Source organism: Pseudomonas sp. GM55 (assembly GCF_000282395.1).
In the GTDB taxonomy this organism is placed as follows: Bacteria; Pseudomonadota; Gammaproteobacteria; order Pseudomonadales; family Pseudomonadaceae; genus Aquipseudomonas; species Aquipseudomonas fluorescens_CC.
The window spans coordinates 1-16,949 of sequence record NZ_AKJJ01000097.1 but is presented as its reverse complement, the minus strand read 5'-3'; the positions used below and the strand labels follow the sequence as shown (position 1 = coordinate 16,949).

The following is a 16,949-nucleotide window of genomic DNA, read 5'->3' as shown; positions in this document are numbered from 1 at the left end:
CTTGCTCCGGGCGGCGTTCCGACGATGGACGTCAACGATAACGCGGGCTGTCTGAATCCCCGCGGTGTCTCGGCGTTTTTCGCGAGCGAGCTCGCTCCTACAGGGTTCGCGGTGTTCAAACCGGCGTTTCATTACAACTTTGTCATCAAGCTGTTGGTCGGCTGTCCGGATCGCCTCGTTAACCTGAACTCACTGTCAGGCCAACCACCGGCAGCCACCCTGCCCTTGTAGAGAGAGATTCGTCATGAAAATGTTGATCCTTGGTTTTGCCACCCTGCTCGCCACCGGCTCGGCGTTTGCCGCGACTCAATCCACCTCACCCGTCATCCACGACCAGGACGGCTTTTATGTGCCCGTGGACGTGGCCAAAGTGCTGTCCATGACCGACCTCAATGGCAAGTGCGGCATCGTGCCGGCGCAGTTCAACTACCTCGACCACCAGGGTCGCGAGCACCAGCTGGACTATCAGGTCCAGGGCATTGGCTGCATTGGTGAAAACTGATCGGATGCCTGTATTGACGATTGATCGGGCTACACTTGCGCCACTGGCTTGCCCCTGTAGCCCGACCGAATCAGGCAGACGTTCATGAACATCCTCGTAGTCGAAGACGAACCCAAGGCCGGCAATTACCTGCTCAACGGCCTGCAGGAACTCGGATACACCGTGAGCCTGGCGCGAGATGGCATCGATGGCCTGCACCTGGCCCTTGAACACGATTTCGATGTGATAGTGCTGGACGTCATGATGCCGAAGATGGATGGCTGGGAAGTCCTGCGCCGCTTGCGCAAGGAAGCCGACACACCGGTGTTGTTTCTCACCGCCCGGGATGACATCGCCGACCGCATCAAAGGCCTGGAACTGGGCGCCGACGATTACCTGATCAAACCGTTTTCCTTCGCCGAACTGGTGGCGCGCCTGCGCACCCTGACCCGGCGTGGCCCTACCCGGGAAGAAGAACACCTGCACGTCGACGACCTGCAGATCGACGTGCTCAAGCGTCGCGTCAGCCGCGCCGGCAACCGCATCACCCTGACCAACAAGGAATTTGCCCTGCTGCACCTGTTCGCCACGCATCAGGGCGAAGTGCTGTCACGCTCGATGATCGCCTCGCGGGTCTGGGACATGAATTTCGACAGCGACACCAATGTCGTCGATGTCGCAGTGCGCCGCCTGCGCCTGAAAATCGATGACCCGTTCCCGCTCAAATTGATCCACAGCGTGCGCGGCATCGGCTACCGCTTCGACACTCAACCCTGAATGCCCCAATGAATGCGATGACACCACTGCAATCCGCCTCCCGCCTCAGCCACTCCCTGACCCTGCGTCTGGCGTTGGTGTTTGCCCTGCTGGCGTTTGTCTCGCTGGCACTGCTGGGTGTCGCGCTGTACCGCGACCTGGAGCGCGAGTTGATCCGTCGCGACGACATTGCCCTGATCACCCGCATCGACCAGTTGCGTACCTTCCTCAACGACAGCAATACCCTGGACCTGATCAAGGCCAAACCGGCGCTGTTCCAGAACATGATGGGCAACCGCGAGGCCCTGCTGACCATCGGTACCCCTGGCCAACCGCCGTTGCTGGTGGTCAACCCAGGCAACCTGAAAATGCCGGTGTTGACCCCGGTGGCGATGGATCATCGGCTGACCCTGAACGACGTGCAGCATTTGCCCAACGTCAATGGCGTGCCGTTTTCCGCCTTGGCGGCGACCATCGACTCGGGTGATCTGGGCAGCTTGCAAGTGGTAACCGGGCGCTTGATGACCGAACGCACCGCCGTGCTCGCCGACTACCGCTTCAATGTGTACCTGTTCGCCAGCGTCGCGGCGATCCTGCTGTCGCTGTCCGGTTATGTGCTGGTGCATCGCGGACTGTTGCCTGTGCGGCGCCTGGCCCGTCACACCCAGAGCATCGACGTCGGCAACCTCAACGAACGCCTCGACAGCCAGGGTGCGCCACTGGAACTGTTGCCGATGATCGACGCCTTCAACGCCATGCTCGACCGGTTGGACAAAGGCTTCATACAACTGGGCCAGGTATCGACCGACATGGCCCACGAACTGCGTACGCCGATCAACAACCTGCTGGGCGAAACCCAGGTGGCCTTGCAGCAGAACCGCAGCACCGACGCCTATCAGCAGCTGTTGGCCTCGAACGTCGAAGAGCTTGAACGCCTGGCGCGCATGCTCGACAACATGCTGTTTCTGGCCCGCACCGATCCGCGCAGCGCCTTGCGCCAGCGTCAGGAACTGGATGCCGCCGACGAAATGCAGCGCATGGCCGATTACTTCGAAGGCCCGGCGACCGACGTTGGCATCTGCATCAATGCCCAGGGCAGCGGTTTGATCTGGGCCGAGCCCATGTTGCTGCGCCGTGCCCTGGCCAACCTGTGCGCCAACGCCATCAAGTACGGCGCCCCGCATTCCGAGCTGTGCATCCACGCCAACCCGACTGCCGACGGCATCCAGGTGCAAGTGCGCAACCACGGCCCGACCATCGCGCCCCAGCATCTGCCACGGCTGTTCGAACGCTTCTACCGGATCGATGAATCCCGCGAACGTTCGTCCCAATCCAATGGCCTGGGCCTGTCGATCGTGGCGACGATCATGCAACTGCACAACGGGGCCTGCCATGTCAGCAGTGCCGACGGCATCACCTGCTTCGAGCTGTTTTTCCCGGCGCGGCAACAGCATGAATAATGCCTGAGCGAAAGCCACCCGGGTCACTTGCGACAAAACATCGCTCAAGGGTGCGTGTCATGGCCTAACCTCATTGGCTAAGTGACCAACAACCCGTCGAGCACGCCGATGTGCAATGTATTGAAGTCAATGATCTGCGTCGCCTTCGCGCTTCTGGCGGCAAGCCCGGGCTGGCTGTTGGCGTCGCCCATGGCCGATTCCCTTGCCCCCGCCGCCACCCCTCCGGTCATCAGCATCCCCGACAACGATCTGCTGGGGCTGCAAAACCAGTTGAACAGTCTCAAGCAGCAGGTTTCCCTGGCCACCAATTACACCCAACTGGAAAGCGCACAGGATCAGGTGCAAGTACTCATCCAGGATATTGATAGCCTGTCAGCATCGCTGCTGCCCGGACAGGCGCAGCTGCAGGCGCAACTCAACGTGCTGGGGCCCGTGCCCCTCGCCGAGAACGCACAGGTGACGTCTGCCATTACCACCCAGCGAGACACCCTCGGCGAACAGAAAAACAGGATCGATAGCCAACTCAAAACCCTGGAAGCGCTGAAAAAAAGTGCCGCCGAGTTGATCACCCAGATAGCCAGCATTCGCCGCAGCCTGCTGGAAGCGGAAGTGACCCAGCAGACCACCAGTATCCTTCACCCGGTGTTCTGGTCGCCTTTGTTCAATCTTCCGGCAGATGACCGCCAGCGTTTCAGTGCCCTCATCGGGCAACTCGAGGCCACGCACCGGGCGGTCTGGCAACCCGGGCAACGCGGGATCACGGCCACCCTGCTGATACTGGCCCTGGCCATCTGGACCGTGGGTCGACGGTTCGCCGGGCGGGGTCTGGCTTGGCTGTGCATCCATCGAATGCCTGAAGGCCGGTTGCGGCGCAGCTCCCTTGCATTGGCGTCGGTACTGGCGACGGTACTGACCGCCGGCATCGCCCTGCAATTGCTGCACTTTGCCGGGACCCGCCAACTGCCCTACACCCCGCTGCTGGCCGATCTGGCGCAGTATCTGGAAAAGCTGGCCTACACCTGTGTGCTGATCACCGGATTGAGCCGCGCACTGCTGTCAACCAAACACCCCTCATGGCGCCTGCCCGATATTGCCGATCCGGTGGCACTGGCGATGGCACCCTATCCCAGGTTGCTGGCAAGCCTGCTGCTGGTGCTGGTGACACTGGTGCAGATGAGTAATGTCACAGGTATGAGCGCCGAAGTGGTGTTGCTCGGTCGGGGCATCGTGGCATTGGTCGCTGCCCTGGTGATCGGTGCGCTCCTGTTGCGCGTCAGCAAGACGCGCAGAGACCTGATCGTTGCCGGAGAAGCCCCCGAAGGTGTCACAACCTCTGCCGGCCTGATTTATGCGTTTACCGGCGCTGCCGTGGTGGTGTCCCTGTTCGCTCTGGTGATCGGCTACGTGACGATGGCCCGGTTCATCACCTATGAACTGGTCTGGATATTCATCATCTTCGCCGGTTTCTACCTGCTCACACAGGTTTACCAGGACAGCTGCGATTACCTTTTTTCAGCCCGGCAACCCACCGGCAGGACCATCAAACAGCTGCTGGGCATCGGCAATCCGCGCCTGGAGCAGATCTGCACCGTGTTATCCGGTGCGGGCCGCGCCATCCTGATACTGATTGGCCTCATTGCGCTGTTTGTCGGCGGGATCGGTACGACACTCGGGCAACTGGTCACCGGCACTGTGGCCGTACTCGGCGGTGACGGGCTGCGCAAGCTGAACATCGTCCCGGACAATTTGATGCATGCCCTCCTGACACTGATGATCGGTGTCTACCTGATTCGCACCCTGCGCCGCTGGCTGGATCGCGAGTTCCTGCCGAAAACCGAGATGGACCCAGGCATGTGCGCCTCGCTCAGCACCCTGTTTGCCAACATCGGTTACGTGTCCGTCGTCCTGCTCACGCTGGCGTCGCTGGGGATCAAGTGGACCAACCTGGCCTGGATCGTCAGCGCCCTGTCAGTGGGTATCGGCTTTGGCCTTCAGGAGATCGTGAAGAATTTCATCTCCGGCCTGATCCTGCTGACCGAGCGCCCGGTGAAGGTCGGCGACCTGATCAGCATCAGTGGCGTCGAAGGCGATATACGACGGATCAACGTACGGGCCACGGAAATACAACTCGCCGACCGCTCGATCATGATCGTACCCAACTCGCATCTGATTTCGCAGAACCTGCGCAACGTCACCCTCGGCGGCAGCGCCCAGGGCGTGGTGAAACTCGAACTGATGTTCCCGCTGGACATCGACCCCGAGCAAGTACAGAACCTGCTGTACGACACCTTCACCGAACATGAATCCATTCTGGATAAACCGGTGCCATTTTTGCGCTTCAGTGAGCTCAAACCTGAAGGCATCACGCTGACCATCACCGGTTATGTCGGCAGCCCACGCACGGTCGGCGCGATCAAAAGCGCGCTGCTGTTTGAAATTCTCAAGCGGCTGGGCGCCGCTGGCATTGAACTGGCGAAACCGCCTGCCCCGTGATAATAGACCGTGCCTGGAGGCATTTACTGATCAAACGTGTTACGAGGGATCATCAATGCCCCTACCTCTGGCGACGCACCCTTTGTATAGACTGAGGAGTTTTATCTATTGGGCGGGCAGATGTTGGTACTTGCTGTGTGTCGAGCCATATTTGCACTTTCGATAGCGGAGATTCCGCTGAACCAAGGAAATCTAAATCAACGCGCATCCGAGGAGACTCGAAGGAAACACTGCTCCGGGTACTTCCAGAGGAAATACTACTCTCAGGATACAAAGACGAAGCTCTATTACTATCAATGCTAGTCGGAGCGCGAGACTCGATGTACTCCCCCCATTGGGACCCCCCACTAAAGCTGCCACTGCCCTCAGAAGAACTCCTACCGCTACTTACGCTACGACCGGCACCATGTCTCAAATCCTCTCTCCAAACAGACCCTCCACTAAAACTTCCCCTGCCTTCAGAACCAGTACTACGCCTGGCAACGCTATTCAGAGAAGCAGGACGTCTACCCGGAATTACTTCACTTAACGTTCTGGTTGAGATGGAATTCACCGTGGAGGGTGAACGTTTGAAAAGGTCAGGCGCAGATTGCGATAGCCACCTAGGTATTTTTCTAAAAATAAACACGTGGCCGTCAGGGTCAATCCGATTGATCGGATCACCCGCACAGTATGCATAGGTGTTAAACCCGCCGCTTCCAAATGGGCTCAAGCTGTCCGGACCATTGAACCGCATCAGAACAGGGTTGAACGCCCGATACCCGTTACCAAGCAAGTAGTGTCCGGTCACAGAGTCGGGACGTTCACCGTTGAAACCAAGCAAACCGAACCGGTCGCTCCCCACAGCACGGTGGCCGTAAGGTGCGTAAGTAAACGTATGGAGATTGCCTACGCTGACTCCAAGCAGTACCGTGCGCTGCCCATCAGCAGCAAGCATACTCGTTTCAGTCACTCCGCCTTGGAGATAATTCAGTGCAAGCAACTGATCCTCGTATTGGAAGATTGATTGCCGCAACGTGCCTTGAACTTCCGTAGTCAGGCGATCCTTGAAGTAAAAACGCTGATTGCTCGCTTGCTTCGAAAAGATGGCGTCGACTAGCCGATCCAGTGGGTCGTAGCGGTAATAGCAAAGCAGAGTATTACCGCCGTTCTGCATGACGTTGAACTCCCCCGAAACAATCTTAGATTCAGAGATAAACTATGACGAAATCAACCCGCCGTGACTACTAGCACAACTGATAGTAGCCAAGGGCTGAGGGCACATATCTATGCCTTTTCAAATCTGTAAGTGCGACGGTTCCTGTTGCGGACTCCGTCGCACTTTTACATGAGTAGATCAATGAGCGATGCACACCGACTTGAGTTCGGTGTAAGCCTCGATCACCGCACGGCCGAACTCGCGGCCCATGCCCGATTGCTTGACGCCACCGAACGGCATCGCCGGGTCGAGCAACACGTGGGCGTTGACCCACACGGTGCCGGCCTCGATGCGTGGCACCAGGTTCATGGCCTTGCTCAGGTCGTTGGTCCACAGGCTGGCCGCCAGGCCGTAGCGGTTGTCGTTGGCCAGTTCGATCACGGCGTCTTCGTCGTCGAACGGCATCACGCCCAGCACCGGACCGAATACTTCTTCGCGGGCCACGGCCATGCTGTGGTCGATATCCGCCAGGATGGTCGGCTGCACGAAGAAACCGTCGCCTTGCAGCAACTCACCGCCCGTCACCACCCGCGCCCCTTCCTTGCGGGCCAGTTCGATGTGCTTGAGTACGCTTTGTTGTTGCTTGCGCGACACCAGCGGGTTGATCGCCGCGTCGCCGTCCATGCCCGCGCCAATCGGCATCGCCGAGACGGCGGCGGCCAGGGCTTCGACAAACGGGTCATGGATCGAACGGTGCACATAGAAACGCGAGGCCGCTGCGCAGACCTGGCCGTTGTTCAGCAAGCCACCGAGGATCGCGCCTTGCACGGCTTTTTCGATGTCGGCATCGGCGAGCACGATCATCGGGTTCTTCCCACCGAGTTCCAGGGAGAAGCGCGTCATGTTCTCCATGCACGCCACGCCGACGCTCTTGCCCACGGCGGTGGAACCGGTGAACGACACTTTGCTCACCAGAGGATGCTGGGTCAGCACGCCGCCGACGGAGGCGCCACCGCCGGTGACGACGTTGAATACGCCGGCCGGGATGCCCGCTTTCAGCGCCAGTTCGGCCAGGCGCATGGCGGTCAGCGGGGTTTCCATGGCCGGTTTGATGATCACGGTGCAACCGGTGGCCAGGGCTGGCATCAGCTTCCACGCTGCGATCAGCAGCGGGAAGTTCCACGGCACGATGCCAACCACCACACCGACAGGCTCACGCTTGGTGAAGGCGGTGAACTTGGCACCCGGTGGCAACGGGATCGACACATCGAAGGTCTGGCCTTCGATCTTGGTCGCCCAGCCGGACATGTAGCGCATGAATTCCACGGTGGCGTTCAGGTCCAGCGCGCGGGCCATGTTGATCGACTTGCCCTGGCTCAGGGTTTCCAGCTGGGCCAGTTCTTCGGCGTGCTCTTCGACCAGACGGGTGAAGTTCAGCAGGATGCGCTCACGGTCCGCCGGACGCAGGCTCGACCACACGCCAGACTTGAAGGCCTTGTGCGACGACTGCACAGCGCGCTCGACGATTTCCAGCGGCGCATCCAGGGTTTCGCACAGGGTTTGCCCGGTGGCCGGGTTGACCACGGCGATGCTGTCGCCCTCGGCAAACACCCACTGGCCATCGATGAAGCAGCCGTGGCGACGTTCGAGGAATGCAGCAACCTGGGGCAGGATTTCAACGTTGCTCATAATTCACCTTTCATTCAGATGTAGGAGCCAGCTTGCTGGCGAAAGCGTCTTGACGGGCGGTGCAGGGCTCAAGGCCGTCTTCGCTGGCAAGCCAGCTCCTACAGGGGGTAGTTGGTTGTCCGGTGCAGATCCGGCCTGATCAGTGTTGTTCTTTGAGGAAGCACGCGACCGCCTGGCGGTCGTCGGCGGAGGCCAGGCCCATGTACGGCATGTAAGTGCCTGGCACGTAGGCCTGGGGCTGGGTGATCAATTGCGTGATGTTCTCGGCCTGCCAGTCGACGTCCTTGTCGCGCATGGCCTGGGAATAGCTGAAGCCCGCCAGCGAGCCGGACTTGCGTCCGTACACACCGAACAGGTTCGGCCCCATCATGCCGGTCGTGCCCTTGGTCACCGCGTGGCAAACACTGCATTCATTGGCGAACACTTCGGCACCACGGCGGGCATCCGGGACGCATTCGGCGGCAGACACCGCCTGCACCAGGGTGAAGGACAGCAAACCGATCAAGGGCAAACGCAGTGAAGTGAACATAAGAAACCGACCTTGAAAATCCGCGCGCTCGCCGGCAGGCGACCGCCAACACTAAAAATGCCGAGGCTGGGGACTTCGGCAGGTTGTCAGGGATTGTCGGTGGTCGCCGGCCCACAGGTTTTGCCCTGCGTGCCAGTTGTGTTGGCCAGGCTGCCAAACCGGGGAATCTGGCATGCACAACCAACTAATTGGCAAACAGGGAAAAGGGCAAGGAAAAGTCGGGCCTTAGTATCTAAAAAGACCGCAAACCTGCGCTCAAGAACAAGAACGGATGCCACACCATGCTCAAGTCCCCCTTGCTTCGTCTCTCGACGCTGGCGCTGATGATCAGTGCCGGCAATGCCGGTGCCTATGAACTCTACGCCGATGACGACAGCCATCTGAACGCCACTCTGGAAGCGGCGTTCGGCATTTTCCACAGCCAGGAAAACTACGCCCTGTCCGGCCGCCTCGACGAAGGTTCCTCGTCGTGGCGCGAGGGCTACATCAAATACGGTTTGAGTTTCGACAAGGGCCTGGGCGGTGCGGGCACGGCTTACGGCGCGGGCAACCTGCTCAGCTCCGGCACCTGGGGCGACGGCGATGCCGCCGGCTTCAGCGACGGTTCGGAACGCACCACCAAGTTCGAAGACGCCTACCTCGGCTGGCGTTCCGCAGACTTGTTCGGGGCGTTGGGCAAGGACGGCATCGACCTGTCCTTCGGCCGCCAGAACATCGTGGTCGGCGATGGTTTCCTGATCGATGGCGACGCACTGAACATCGGCAAAGGCCTGGCCGACGGCGAATTCAACCGTGGCGGCGCCTACTACCTGGCGGCGCGCAAAGCCTTCGACGAAACCGCCGTATTGCGTCTGGGCGGCAAGGAAGGCTGGCGCAGCGACCTGATGTGGCTCAAGTCCGACAACCGCGCCCAGGCCAAGACCGAAATGTATGTCGGCACCCTGGAACACGTGGCCGAGGCCGGCACGGTCGGCCTGACCTACATCAAGACCACCGACATCGACCAACAGTTCGCCTCCCCGGCGCAACTCGAACGCGACGGCATGAAAACCTACAGCGTACGCGCGGCAGGCAATGCCGGGGTGAAAGACCTGTTCCTCTCCGGTGAATACGCCAGGCAGGACAAACCCCACGCTTCCGACGAAAACGCCTGGTACCTGGAAGCCGGCTGGACGTTCTCCGACGCAGCCTGGACGCCGAACGTCAGCTACCGCTACAGCCGCTTCTCGGAAGGCTACGACACCCTGTTCTACGGCATGAGCCGTGGTTATGGCACCTGGTTCCAGGGCGAAGTGGCGGGCAACTACGCCGGGCCGTTCAACACCAACTCGCGCATCCAGAACGTCGGGCTGAAAGTCTCGCCGCTGGAGAACCTGAACCTCGGCGCGCTGTACTTCAACTACGACACCATCGACCGCAGCCTGGGCAACACCGATGGCCACGAAGTCGACCTGTATGCCGAATGGCACGTCAACGACCACCTGACCGTGATGCCGCTGGTGGGCATCTACCAACCGGACAAGAGTGCTGAAAACGGCGGCACGCAACTGGGTAACAACGACCAGAACGTCTACGCCCAACTGCTGTTCGTCACCGGTTTCTAATTTCGGCCACGGGCAACGGCGCTGTCGTTGCCCGTGTGGAAAAAGGTATTTCCAATGCACAAAAAATTCCTGACGATCCAGAGCAAGATCGCCCTCCTCGCCGGCCTCTGCCTGTTGCTGGTCGTCGGCTTGCTGATGGGTTTGTCGCTCTATCAGACCCACAAGAGCAGCCAGCAAGTGGCCCAGGCCAGCGGTGACATGCTCGCCAATGCGGCCAGGGAACATATGCAGGCCCTGGGCAAAGTGCAGGCCATGCAAGTGCAACGCTCCTTCATGCAGACCCACGAATATGGCCAGGGGTTATCGCGGTACCTGTTGTACCTGCGACAACTGCAACAAAGGGGCAACCTGACCCGCCAACAGCTGCGCCAGGAGCTGAGCACCCAGCTTCACCAGGCCTTGATCGACAAGCCCGACCTGCTCGGGCTTTATGTCATTTTCGAACCCGGTGCACTCGATGGTGCCGACGCCGATTTCGCCAACCAGGCGGAACTGGGCAGCAACGAAACCGGACGCTTTTCGCTGTATTGGGTGCAGAGCAAACCCGGTGAACTGCAAGCGGTGATCGGCGACGAAGGCCTGCTCGCCAACACCGAACCGGGGCCGAGCGGCGCGCCGTACAATGCCTTCTATACCTGCGCCCGCGACACCCGCCAGACCTGCGTGCTGGAACCCTATTTCGATGAAGCCTCCGGCAGCCGCAAACTGGTGACCAGCGTTGCCTTCCCGCTGCTGGAAAACGGCAAGGTCATCGCCGTGGTGGGCCTGGACATCAACCTCGCCGCCCTGCAGCAGAACAGCGAAGCCAGTGCCCGTGCGCTGTTCGATGGCAACGGCCGAATCAGCATCGTCAGCCCGCGCGGAGTGATCTCCGCCAACAGCCAGGACGTCAATCGCCTGGGCCAACCGATGGACAGCAACGAGGTCATGGACGCCTTGCGCCAGGGCAAACCCGAAGTGTTTGTCGACGCCTGGCAGATCAAGGTCCTTGAGCCGCTGTCGCCGATTGCCGGTGCTGCGCCATGGGGCGTGTTGGTCGGTGTGCCGCAGAACGTGTTGCTGGCACCGGTCACCACCTTGCAGAAAGAACTCGATGCCCAAGGCGTGCAAAGCACCGCGCTTGAATTGCTGCTCGGTGGCGGCTCGGCCCTGCTCGGCCTGCTGCTGATCTGGTACACGGCGCTGCGCATCACCCGGCCGCTGCAAGTGCTGACCCGGGTCATGGAGGATATTTCCCTGGGCGAAGGCGATCTGACCCGGCGCCTGCAAGTGCAATCTCGCGATGAAATCGGTCAGTTGGCCACCGCTTTCAACCGCTTTGTCGAGCGCATCCACCATTCGATCCGCGAGGTGTCATCGGCGGCGCTGGGGGTGAACGAAGGCGCGCGGCGGGTACTGGATGCTTCAAACTCGTCGATGAGCAATTTCGACGATCAATCCACCCGCACCAACAGCGTGGCGGCGGCGATCAACCAGTTGGGTGCGGCCGCACAGGAGATCGCTCATAACGCCTCCGATGCCTCGCATCAGGCTTCCAATGCCCGGCAACAGGCCGAGGATGGGCGCCAGGTGGTGCAGCGCACGATCGAGGTGATGAACGAACTGTCCGGCAAGATCAGTGCGTCGTGCGCCAACATCGAAGTGCTCAACGACAAGACCGTGAACATCGGGCAGATCCTCGAAGTGATCAAGGGCATCTCCCAGCAGACCAACCTGTTGGCGCTCAACGCTGCGATTGAAGCGGCGCGGGCTGGTGAAGCGGGTCGTGGTTTTGCCGTCGTCGCTGACGAAGTGCGCAGCCTGGCCGGACGTACCCAGACCTCGGCGCTGGAGATCCAGCAGATGATCGAGGAGCTGCAAGTGGGCGCGCGGGAATCGGTCACCACCATGACCGAGAGCCAGCGCCACAGCGAAGAAAGCGTCACCATCGCCAACCTCGCCGGCTCCCGCCTGGGCAGCGTGACCCAGCGCATCGGCGAGATCGACAACGTCAACCAGTCCGTCGCCACCGCCACCGAAGAACAGACGGCGGTGGTCGAGGCCCTGAATGTCGACATCACCCAGATCAACACCCTGAACCGGCAAGGCGTGGAGAATCTGCAATCGACACTGCGGGCCTGTACCGAACTGGAGCAGCAGGCGGCGCGGTTGAATCAGTTGGTGGGGAGTTTTCGTATCTGAGGTATGTGTTGCCTGATATACCGCCATCGCGGGCAAGCCCGCTCCCACAAAGATCTACGCCAGCCCACATAAATCTGGCACCCACAACCAACGACATGGCATGCGCACAAACATGCCGCGCGGCACCCCGCGCGTAGTATCGAGACCAGCCCCATTCCATGGGCGCAAAGCAACGCTGAACCCCTCCATACCTCACTAAAACAATAATTCGGCCTTCGGGTCGCGGGAGACTTCTGTGCTCAAGAAAAGTGCGCTGGGCTGGCCAAAGATTGCCGGCCTCGGAATTGCGTTGGTGGTGGCCGGGCAGTTTTCCGGCTGGAACTTCGGGCTGGCGGCCGGTGGCTGGCTGAACATGCTGGTCGCCACGTTGTTGATGGCCCTGCTCTGCGGTGGCCTGGCCTTGTGCGTGGCGGAGCTGTCCACGGCGTTGCCGAGTGCCGGTGGCGTGTTCGTGTATGCGCAAAGTGCGTTCGGGCCGTTCGTGGGTTACCTCGTCGGCGTCGCCTGCGCACTGGCCCTGACCATCGGCACCGGTGCGGCGGCCACCTTCATCTGCGCCTATACAGAATCGGTTTTCGGCCTCGGCGGCTGGCCGGTGAAGATTGCCCTGTTCGCGGTGATCATTGGCATCCACATGCGCGGCGTCGGTGAGGCCATGGGCCTGACTTTCATCGCGGGCGTGATCGCCGTGGTCGCCCTGCTCACGTTTGGCGTGGCCATGGCACCCCATGTCGAGTTGGCCAACTTGCTGAAGCTGCCCGCCAGCGTCGCAACACCGGTCAGCCTCGGCGGCATCTTCGCCTGCGTGCCATTCGCGATCTGGCTGTTCATCACCGTCGAACAAACCGGCTCGGCGGCCGAAGAGGCGCACAACCCCGGTCGTACTATGCCCCGTGGCATTCTGGCGGCCATTGGCACCTTGCTGGTGACCGCGCTGGTGGTGCTGGTGTGCGCACCGGGTGCCGGTGGTGTCGAGCTGGTCGGCTCGGCAGGCGATCCGCTGTACGCCGCGATGTCCAGCAACAGCGCCTTCGGTGAAGGCTCATGGCTGGCCAGAGTGATTGGCTGCGGCGCGGTGTTCGGCCTGATCGCTACCTTCTTTTCGCTGGTGTACGCCGCCTCCCGGCAACTGTTCGCCATGGCCCGCGACGGCCTGTTCCCGCAATGGCTGGGCAAGACCGGCAAACGCGGCACGCCCTACCCGGCGCTGTTGCTGATCGGCGCCATCGGCCTGCCGCTGTCCGAAGTGGACCCGGCCACGGTGATGCTGGCGGTCGTGTTGCTGCTCAACGTTTGCTACCTGTTCATTTTCGGCGCGTACCTGCACATCAAGCGCAACCAACCGGACCTGCCACGGCCGTTCACCCTGGTCGGCGGCAAACTGGTTGCGTGGCTGGGCCTGGCCCTGACGCTGGTGGTGATCGCCGCCTGCTTCCAGCTCGACATGCTGATGCTGATCGCCCTTGCCGTGACCTTCACCCTGTGCATTTTCAATTACCTGCTGCGCAACCGTCGCACCACCGTCATCGAGGTTCCAGACCATGCCTGAAGACACTCTCCTGCAACGCCGCCATCGTGTACTCGGCAGCGCCTCGCCGCTGTTCTACGACAAACCCTTGCACCTGGTGCGTGGCGAAGGTGTCTGGCTGTTCGATGTCGACGGTCGGCGCTACCTCGACGTCTACAACAACGTGCCCTGTGTCGGTCACTGCAACCCTCGCGTGACCGAGGCCATGCACCGCCAGGCCACCACGCTGAACATCCACACCCGCTACCTGGATGAACACGTGGTGCGCTATGCCGAACGCCTGACCGCGACCTTCGCCGCGTCGCTGGACACCGCCATGTTCACCTGCACCGGCAGCGAAGCCAACGAACTGGCGCTGCGCCTGGCGCGGTTCGCCAGTGGCGGCACCGGCATCATCGTCAGCGACTACAACTACCACGGTAATTCGGCATCGCTGGCAGAAGTGACTACCGCCCTGCCCTCGCCGGAGCCCTTCGCCGCCCATGCGCGCGCCGTGCCGATTCCGTGCCTGTACCACGCACCGGCCGGCACCACCGAGGCACAACTGGCCGAGGAATATGCGGCCAACATCGCCGCAGCGATTGCCTCGATGCAGGCCCAGGGCATACGCCCGGCCGCCCTGCTGATCGATACCCTGTTCGCCAACGAAGGCCTGCCCCGGGTGCCGGCCAGCTTCGTCAACAAGGCCGCGGCGCTGATCCGTGCCGCTGGCGGACTGTTCATCGCCGACGAAGTGCAATCGGGTTTTGGCCGCACCGGTGATCACCTGTGGGGCCACCAGGCACACGGCGTGGTGCCGGACATCGTCACCCTCGGCAAACCGATGGGTAACGGCTATCCGCTGGCCGGGTTGATCACCCACAAGGCGCTGGTCGAATCCTTCGGTCGCCACGCCATGTACTTCAACACCTTCGGCGGTTCACCCGTGGCGGCAACAGTCGGCATGGCGGTGCTGGATGAGATCGAAGAACAGCAACTGCTGAAAAACGCACAAAGCGTCGGTGCCTATGTGCAGCAACGCCTGCAAGTGTTGGCCGGCAAGCACTCGATCATCGGCGACGTGCGCGGCAAGGGCCTGTTCTTTGCCATGGAACTGGTGCGCGACCACGCCAGCAAAGAGCCGGCCGGACTGGAGGCGCGCAAGGTGGTGAACGACATGCGCGAGAACGGCGTGCTGATCAGCAAGATCGGCGCCGGCGACAACATTCTCAAGCTTCGCCCACCGCTGGTGTTCAACCGTGACCACGCGGACCTGTTCGTCGACACCCTGGATAACGCGCTCAGCGCGATTTGAGGCTTTTGCCATGACTGAACTCCACAGCCTTGTATTCGACACCCTGAGTCATGACCAGCAAGTGGCCCGTCTGCACGAACTGGCGCGCCATGCCCTGCAACAGTGGGACGGCGAATTCGCCGACATTGAACTGGTGAAGTTTCGCGAGAACGCGGTGTTTTCCGCCCGCCGCCACGATGGCCAGCGGGTGGCCCTGCGTATCCATCGCAATGGCTATCACAGCCAAGCCGCGCTGCGCTCCGAGCTGCAATGGATGGAAGCGCTGGCCGACGCCGGCATTACTGTGCCGCCAATCATCCGTGCGCAGAATCAAAGTCACCTGGTCGAAGTCACCCATCAGGCCATCGGCGAGCCGCGCCACATCGACATGCTCGCCTGGCTGCCCGGCGCGACCGCTGGCACCTCGGAGAACGGGGTGCAGGCCGATACCGAAATCGACTTTCTGTTCAGTGAAGCCGGCGCCATTGCCGCACGCATTCACCTGCATTCAGCGCACTGGCAGCAGCCGGACGAGTTTGTCCGGCATGCCTGGGACGAGGAAGGCTTGATTGGCGCCAACCCGTTCTGGGGGCGCTTCTGGGAGCTGGAACAGCTCAGCGATGAGCAGCGGGATCTGCTGCAACAGGCCCGACGCACGGCACGCAAGGACTTGCGCCAGTATGGTCGGCACCTGGGTAACTTCGGCATGATTCACGCCGACCTGGTGCCCGAGAACCTGCTGATCGAAGGGCCGCGTCTACGCTTGATCGACTTCGACGATGCCGGGTTTGGCTGGCACATGTTCGAGTTGGCCACGGCGCTGTACTTCTGCCTGGATGACCCGCGTTATGAGCAGATCAAGGTGGCGCTGCTCGACGGCTACAACGCGGTCAAACCGCTGACCGAGGCGGATCGCAAGACGCTGGCGTTGTTCCTGATGCTGCGCGGCACCACCTACCTGGGCTGGATCCATACCCGCCAGGGCACACCGACGGCGATTGAAATGGCGCCAATGTTGATTGAACGGGCTTGCTTGTTGGCTCGGGAATATCTGCAAGTCTGATACACCGCTATCGTCGGATCGCCGCCCGGAGCAAGCCCGCTCCTACAGAGCGATTTCTATCGTGCACAAACCTTGTGTTCACTGGAGATCCCTGTGGGAGCGGCGGTGCGGCGATCCGACTTGCCCGCGAAGAGGCCATCACATCCAACATCCATGTCAACTGACACACCGCTTTCGCGGGCAAGCCCGCTCCCACAGGGTCAGCTGTGTGACGCAGACTCAGGCGAATCCAGCCTGCCCAGCGCCCGATTCACCGCCAACTCCCCCAGCATGATCACTTGCGCGATGCCCAGCAGGGTTTCGGAGTCGATTTGCGGGTTGATGGTGAACATCGTGGAGGGTTTGGCAGACCGGGAAGACACGAAACCGGCGCGCCCGAGGACGCCCTGCGCACAGCTGCCATCAAGTGCAGGGATGGGGAATACCTGACTGTCTGGACTGCCAATGCGCCTCATGTCACCCCGGGCTGCTAAACCCGATCACTGGGAATCAGTGACGCGGACCAAGTTACCGATGGCCTCCAAGGCGCACAAGCCGGCGGATTCTGGCTTAGCTGTAGGCAATGCCGCAAGGCGCTGTAGCTTGCAGGAAGTTGCTCCTACAACCGTTAAACAAGCATTCCAGATTGACACCGCCATCGCGAGCAGGCTCGCTGAACTCGTTTCCCTGTAGGAGCGAAGCTTGCTCCGGGCGGCGTTCCGACGAAATACGCCGGGACACCGCGGGGATTCAGGCAGCCCGCGTTATCGTTGAC

Annotated in this window: 12 protein-coding genes and 3 pseudogenes; 11 read left to right on the top strand and 4 right to left on the bottom strand. The window is 61.2% G+C overall.

The features are described from left to right. The 5 genes and pseudogenes from PMI31_RS31455 to PMI31_RS22740 all read left to right on the top strand — a co-directional run. A pseudogene (locus PMI31_RS31455) lies at positions 1-231 on the top strand (hypothetical protein); the annotation flags it as partial. A 13-nt stretch (positions 232-244) separates the two neighbouring features. Beyond that, positions 245-502: a DUF2790 domain-containing protein gene (locus tag PMI31_RS22755; protein WP_008021103.1), complete on the top strand. Its 258-nt coding sequence runs from the start codon at positions 245-247 to the stop codon at positions 500-502. Positions 503-586: 84 nt separating this feature from the next. After that, positions 587-1,258 (top strand): heavy metal response regulator transcription factor, encoded by a 672-nt coding sequence (locus PMI31_RS22750; protein WP_008021101.1) that lies wholly within the window; start codon positions 587-589, stop codon positions 1,256-1,258. 8 nt (positions 1,259-1,266) lie between these two features. Beyond that, positions 1,267-2,697 (top strand): heavy metal sensor histidine kinase, encoded by a 1,431-nt coding sequence (locus PMI31_RS22745; RefSeq protein WP_008021100.1) that lies wholly within the window; start codon positions 1,267-1,269, stop codon positions 2,695-2,697. Positions 2,698-2,886: 189 nt separating this feature from the next. After that, on the top strand, positions 2,887-5,190 hold the full coding sequence (locus tag PMI31_RS22740; RefSeq protein ID WP_238539309.1) for a DUF3772 domain-containing protein: 2,304 nt from the start codon (positions 2,887-2,889) through the stop codon (positions 5,188-5,190). 61 nt (positions 5,191-5,251) lie between these two features. On the opposite strand, the gene PMI31_RS30310 is transcribed toward PMI31_RS22740, so the two are convergent. The 3 genes from PMI31_RS30310 to PMI31_RS22730 all read right to left on the bottom strand — a co-directional run bounded on the left by PMI31_RS30310 (position 5,252) and on the right by PMI31_RS22730 (position 8,546). Further along, positions 5,252-6,127 (bottom strand): RHS repeat-associated core domain-containing protein, encoded by an 876-nt coding sequence (locus tag PMI31_RS30310; RefSeq protein ID WP_238539310.1) that lies wholly within the window; start codon positions 6,125-6,127, stop codon positions 5,252-5,254. 399 nt (positions 6,128-6,526) lie between these two features. Further along, positions 6,527-8,017 (bottom strand): aldehyde dehydrogenase family protein, encoded by a 1,491-nt coding sequence (locus tag PMI31_RS22735; protein ID WP_008021094.1) that lies wholly within the window; start codon positions 8,015-8,017, stop codon positions 6,527-6,529. Between the two features lie 139 nt (positions 8,018-8,156). Then, positions 8,157-8,546, bottom strand: coding sequence for a c-type cytochrome (locus tag PMI31_RS22730; RefSeq protein ID WP_008021093.1), 390 nt, complete (start codon positions 8,544-8,546; stop codon positions 8,157-8,159). A 281-nt stretch (positions 8,547-8,827) separates the two neighbouring features. On the opposite strand from PMI31_RS22730, the gene PMI31_RS22725 reads away from it, so the two are divergent. The 6 genes and pseudogenes from PMI31_RS22725 (at position 8,828) to PMI31_RS22705 (ending at position 16,195) form a co-directional block, all read left to right on the top strand. After that, on the top strand, positions 8,828-10,150 hold the full coding sequence (locus tag PMI31_RS22725) for a hypothetical protein (RefSeq protein WP_008021092.1): 1,323 nt from the start codon (positions 8,828-8,830) through the stop codon (positions 10,148-10,150). A 54-nt stretch (positions 10,151-10,204) separates the two neighbouring features. Continuing rightward, a pseudogene (locus tag PMI31_RS31940) lies at positions 10,205-10,933 on the top strand (cache domain-containing protein); the annotation flags it as partial. A gap of 366 nt (positions 10,934-11,299) precedes the next feature. Beyond that, positions 11,300-12,331, top strand: a pseudogene (locus PMI31_RS31935) (methyl-accepting chemotaxis protein); the annotation flags it as partial. Positions 12,332-12,566: 235 nt separating this feature from the next. Continuing rightward, positions 12,567-13,880, top strand: coding sequence for an amino acid permease (locus PMI31_RS22715; protein ID WP_008021089.1), 1,314 nt, complete (start codon positions 12,567-12,569; stop codon positions 13,878-13,880). Further along, positions 13,873-15,153 carry an aspartate aminotransferase family protein gene (locus PMI31_RS22710; RefSeq protein WP_008021087.1) on the top strand — a complete coding sequence of 427 codons (1,281 nt, stop codon included), beginning with the start codon at positions 13,873-13,875 and terminating at the stop codon, positions 15,151-15,153. Before PMI31_RS22715 ends, PMI31_RS22710 begins: the two co-directional genes overlap by 8 nt. A 10-nt stretch (positions 15,154-15,163) precedes the next feature. After that, on the top strand, positions 15,164-16,195 hold the full coding sequence (locus tag PMI31_RS22705) for a phosphotransferase enzyme family protein (RefSeq protein ID WP_008021084.1): 1,032 nt from the start codon (positions 15,164-15,166) through the stop codon (positions 16,193-16,195). 200 nt (positions 16,196-16,395) lie between these two features. On the opposite strand, the gene PMI31_RS30305 is transcribed toward PMI31_RS22705, so the two are convergent. Further along, a complete protein-coding gene (locus PMI31_RS30305; protein ID WP_008021083.1) occupies positions 16,396-16,650 on the bottom strand; it encodes a hypothetical protein in 255 nt (84 codons plus the stop codon). Positions 16,651-16,949 lie beyond the last annotated feature (299 nt).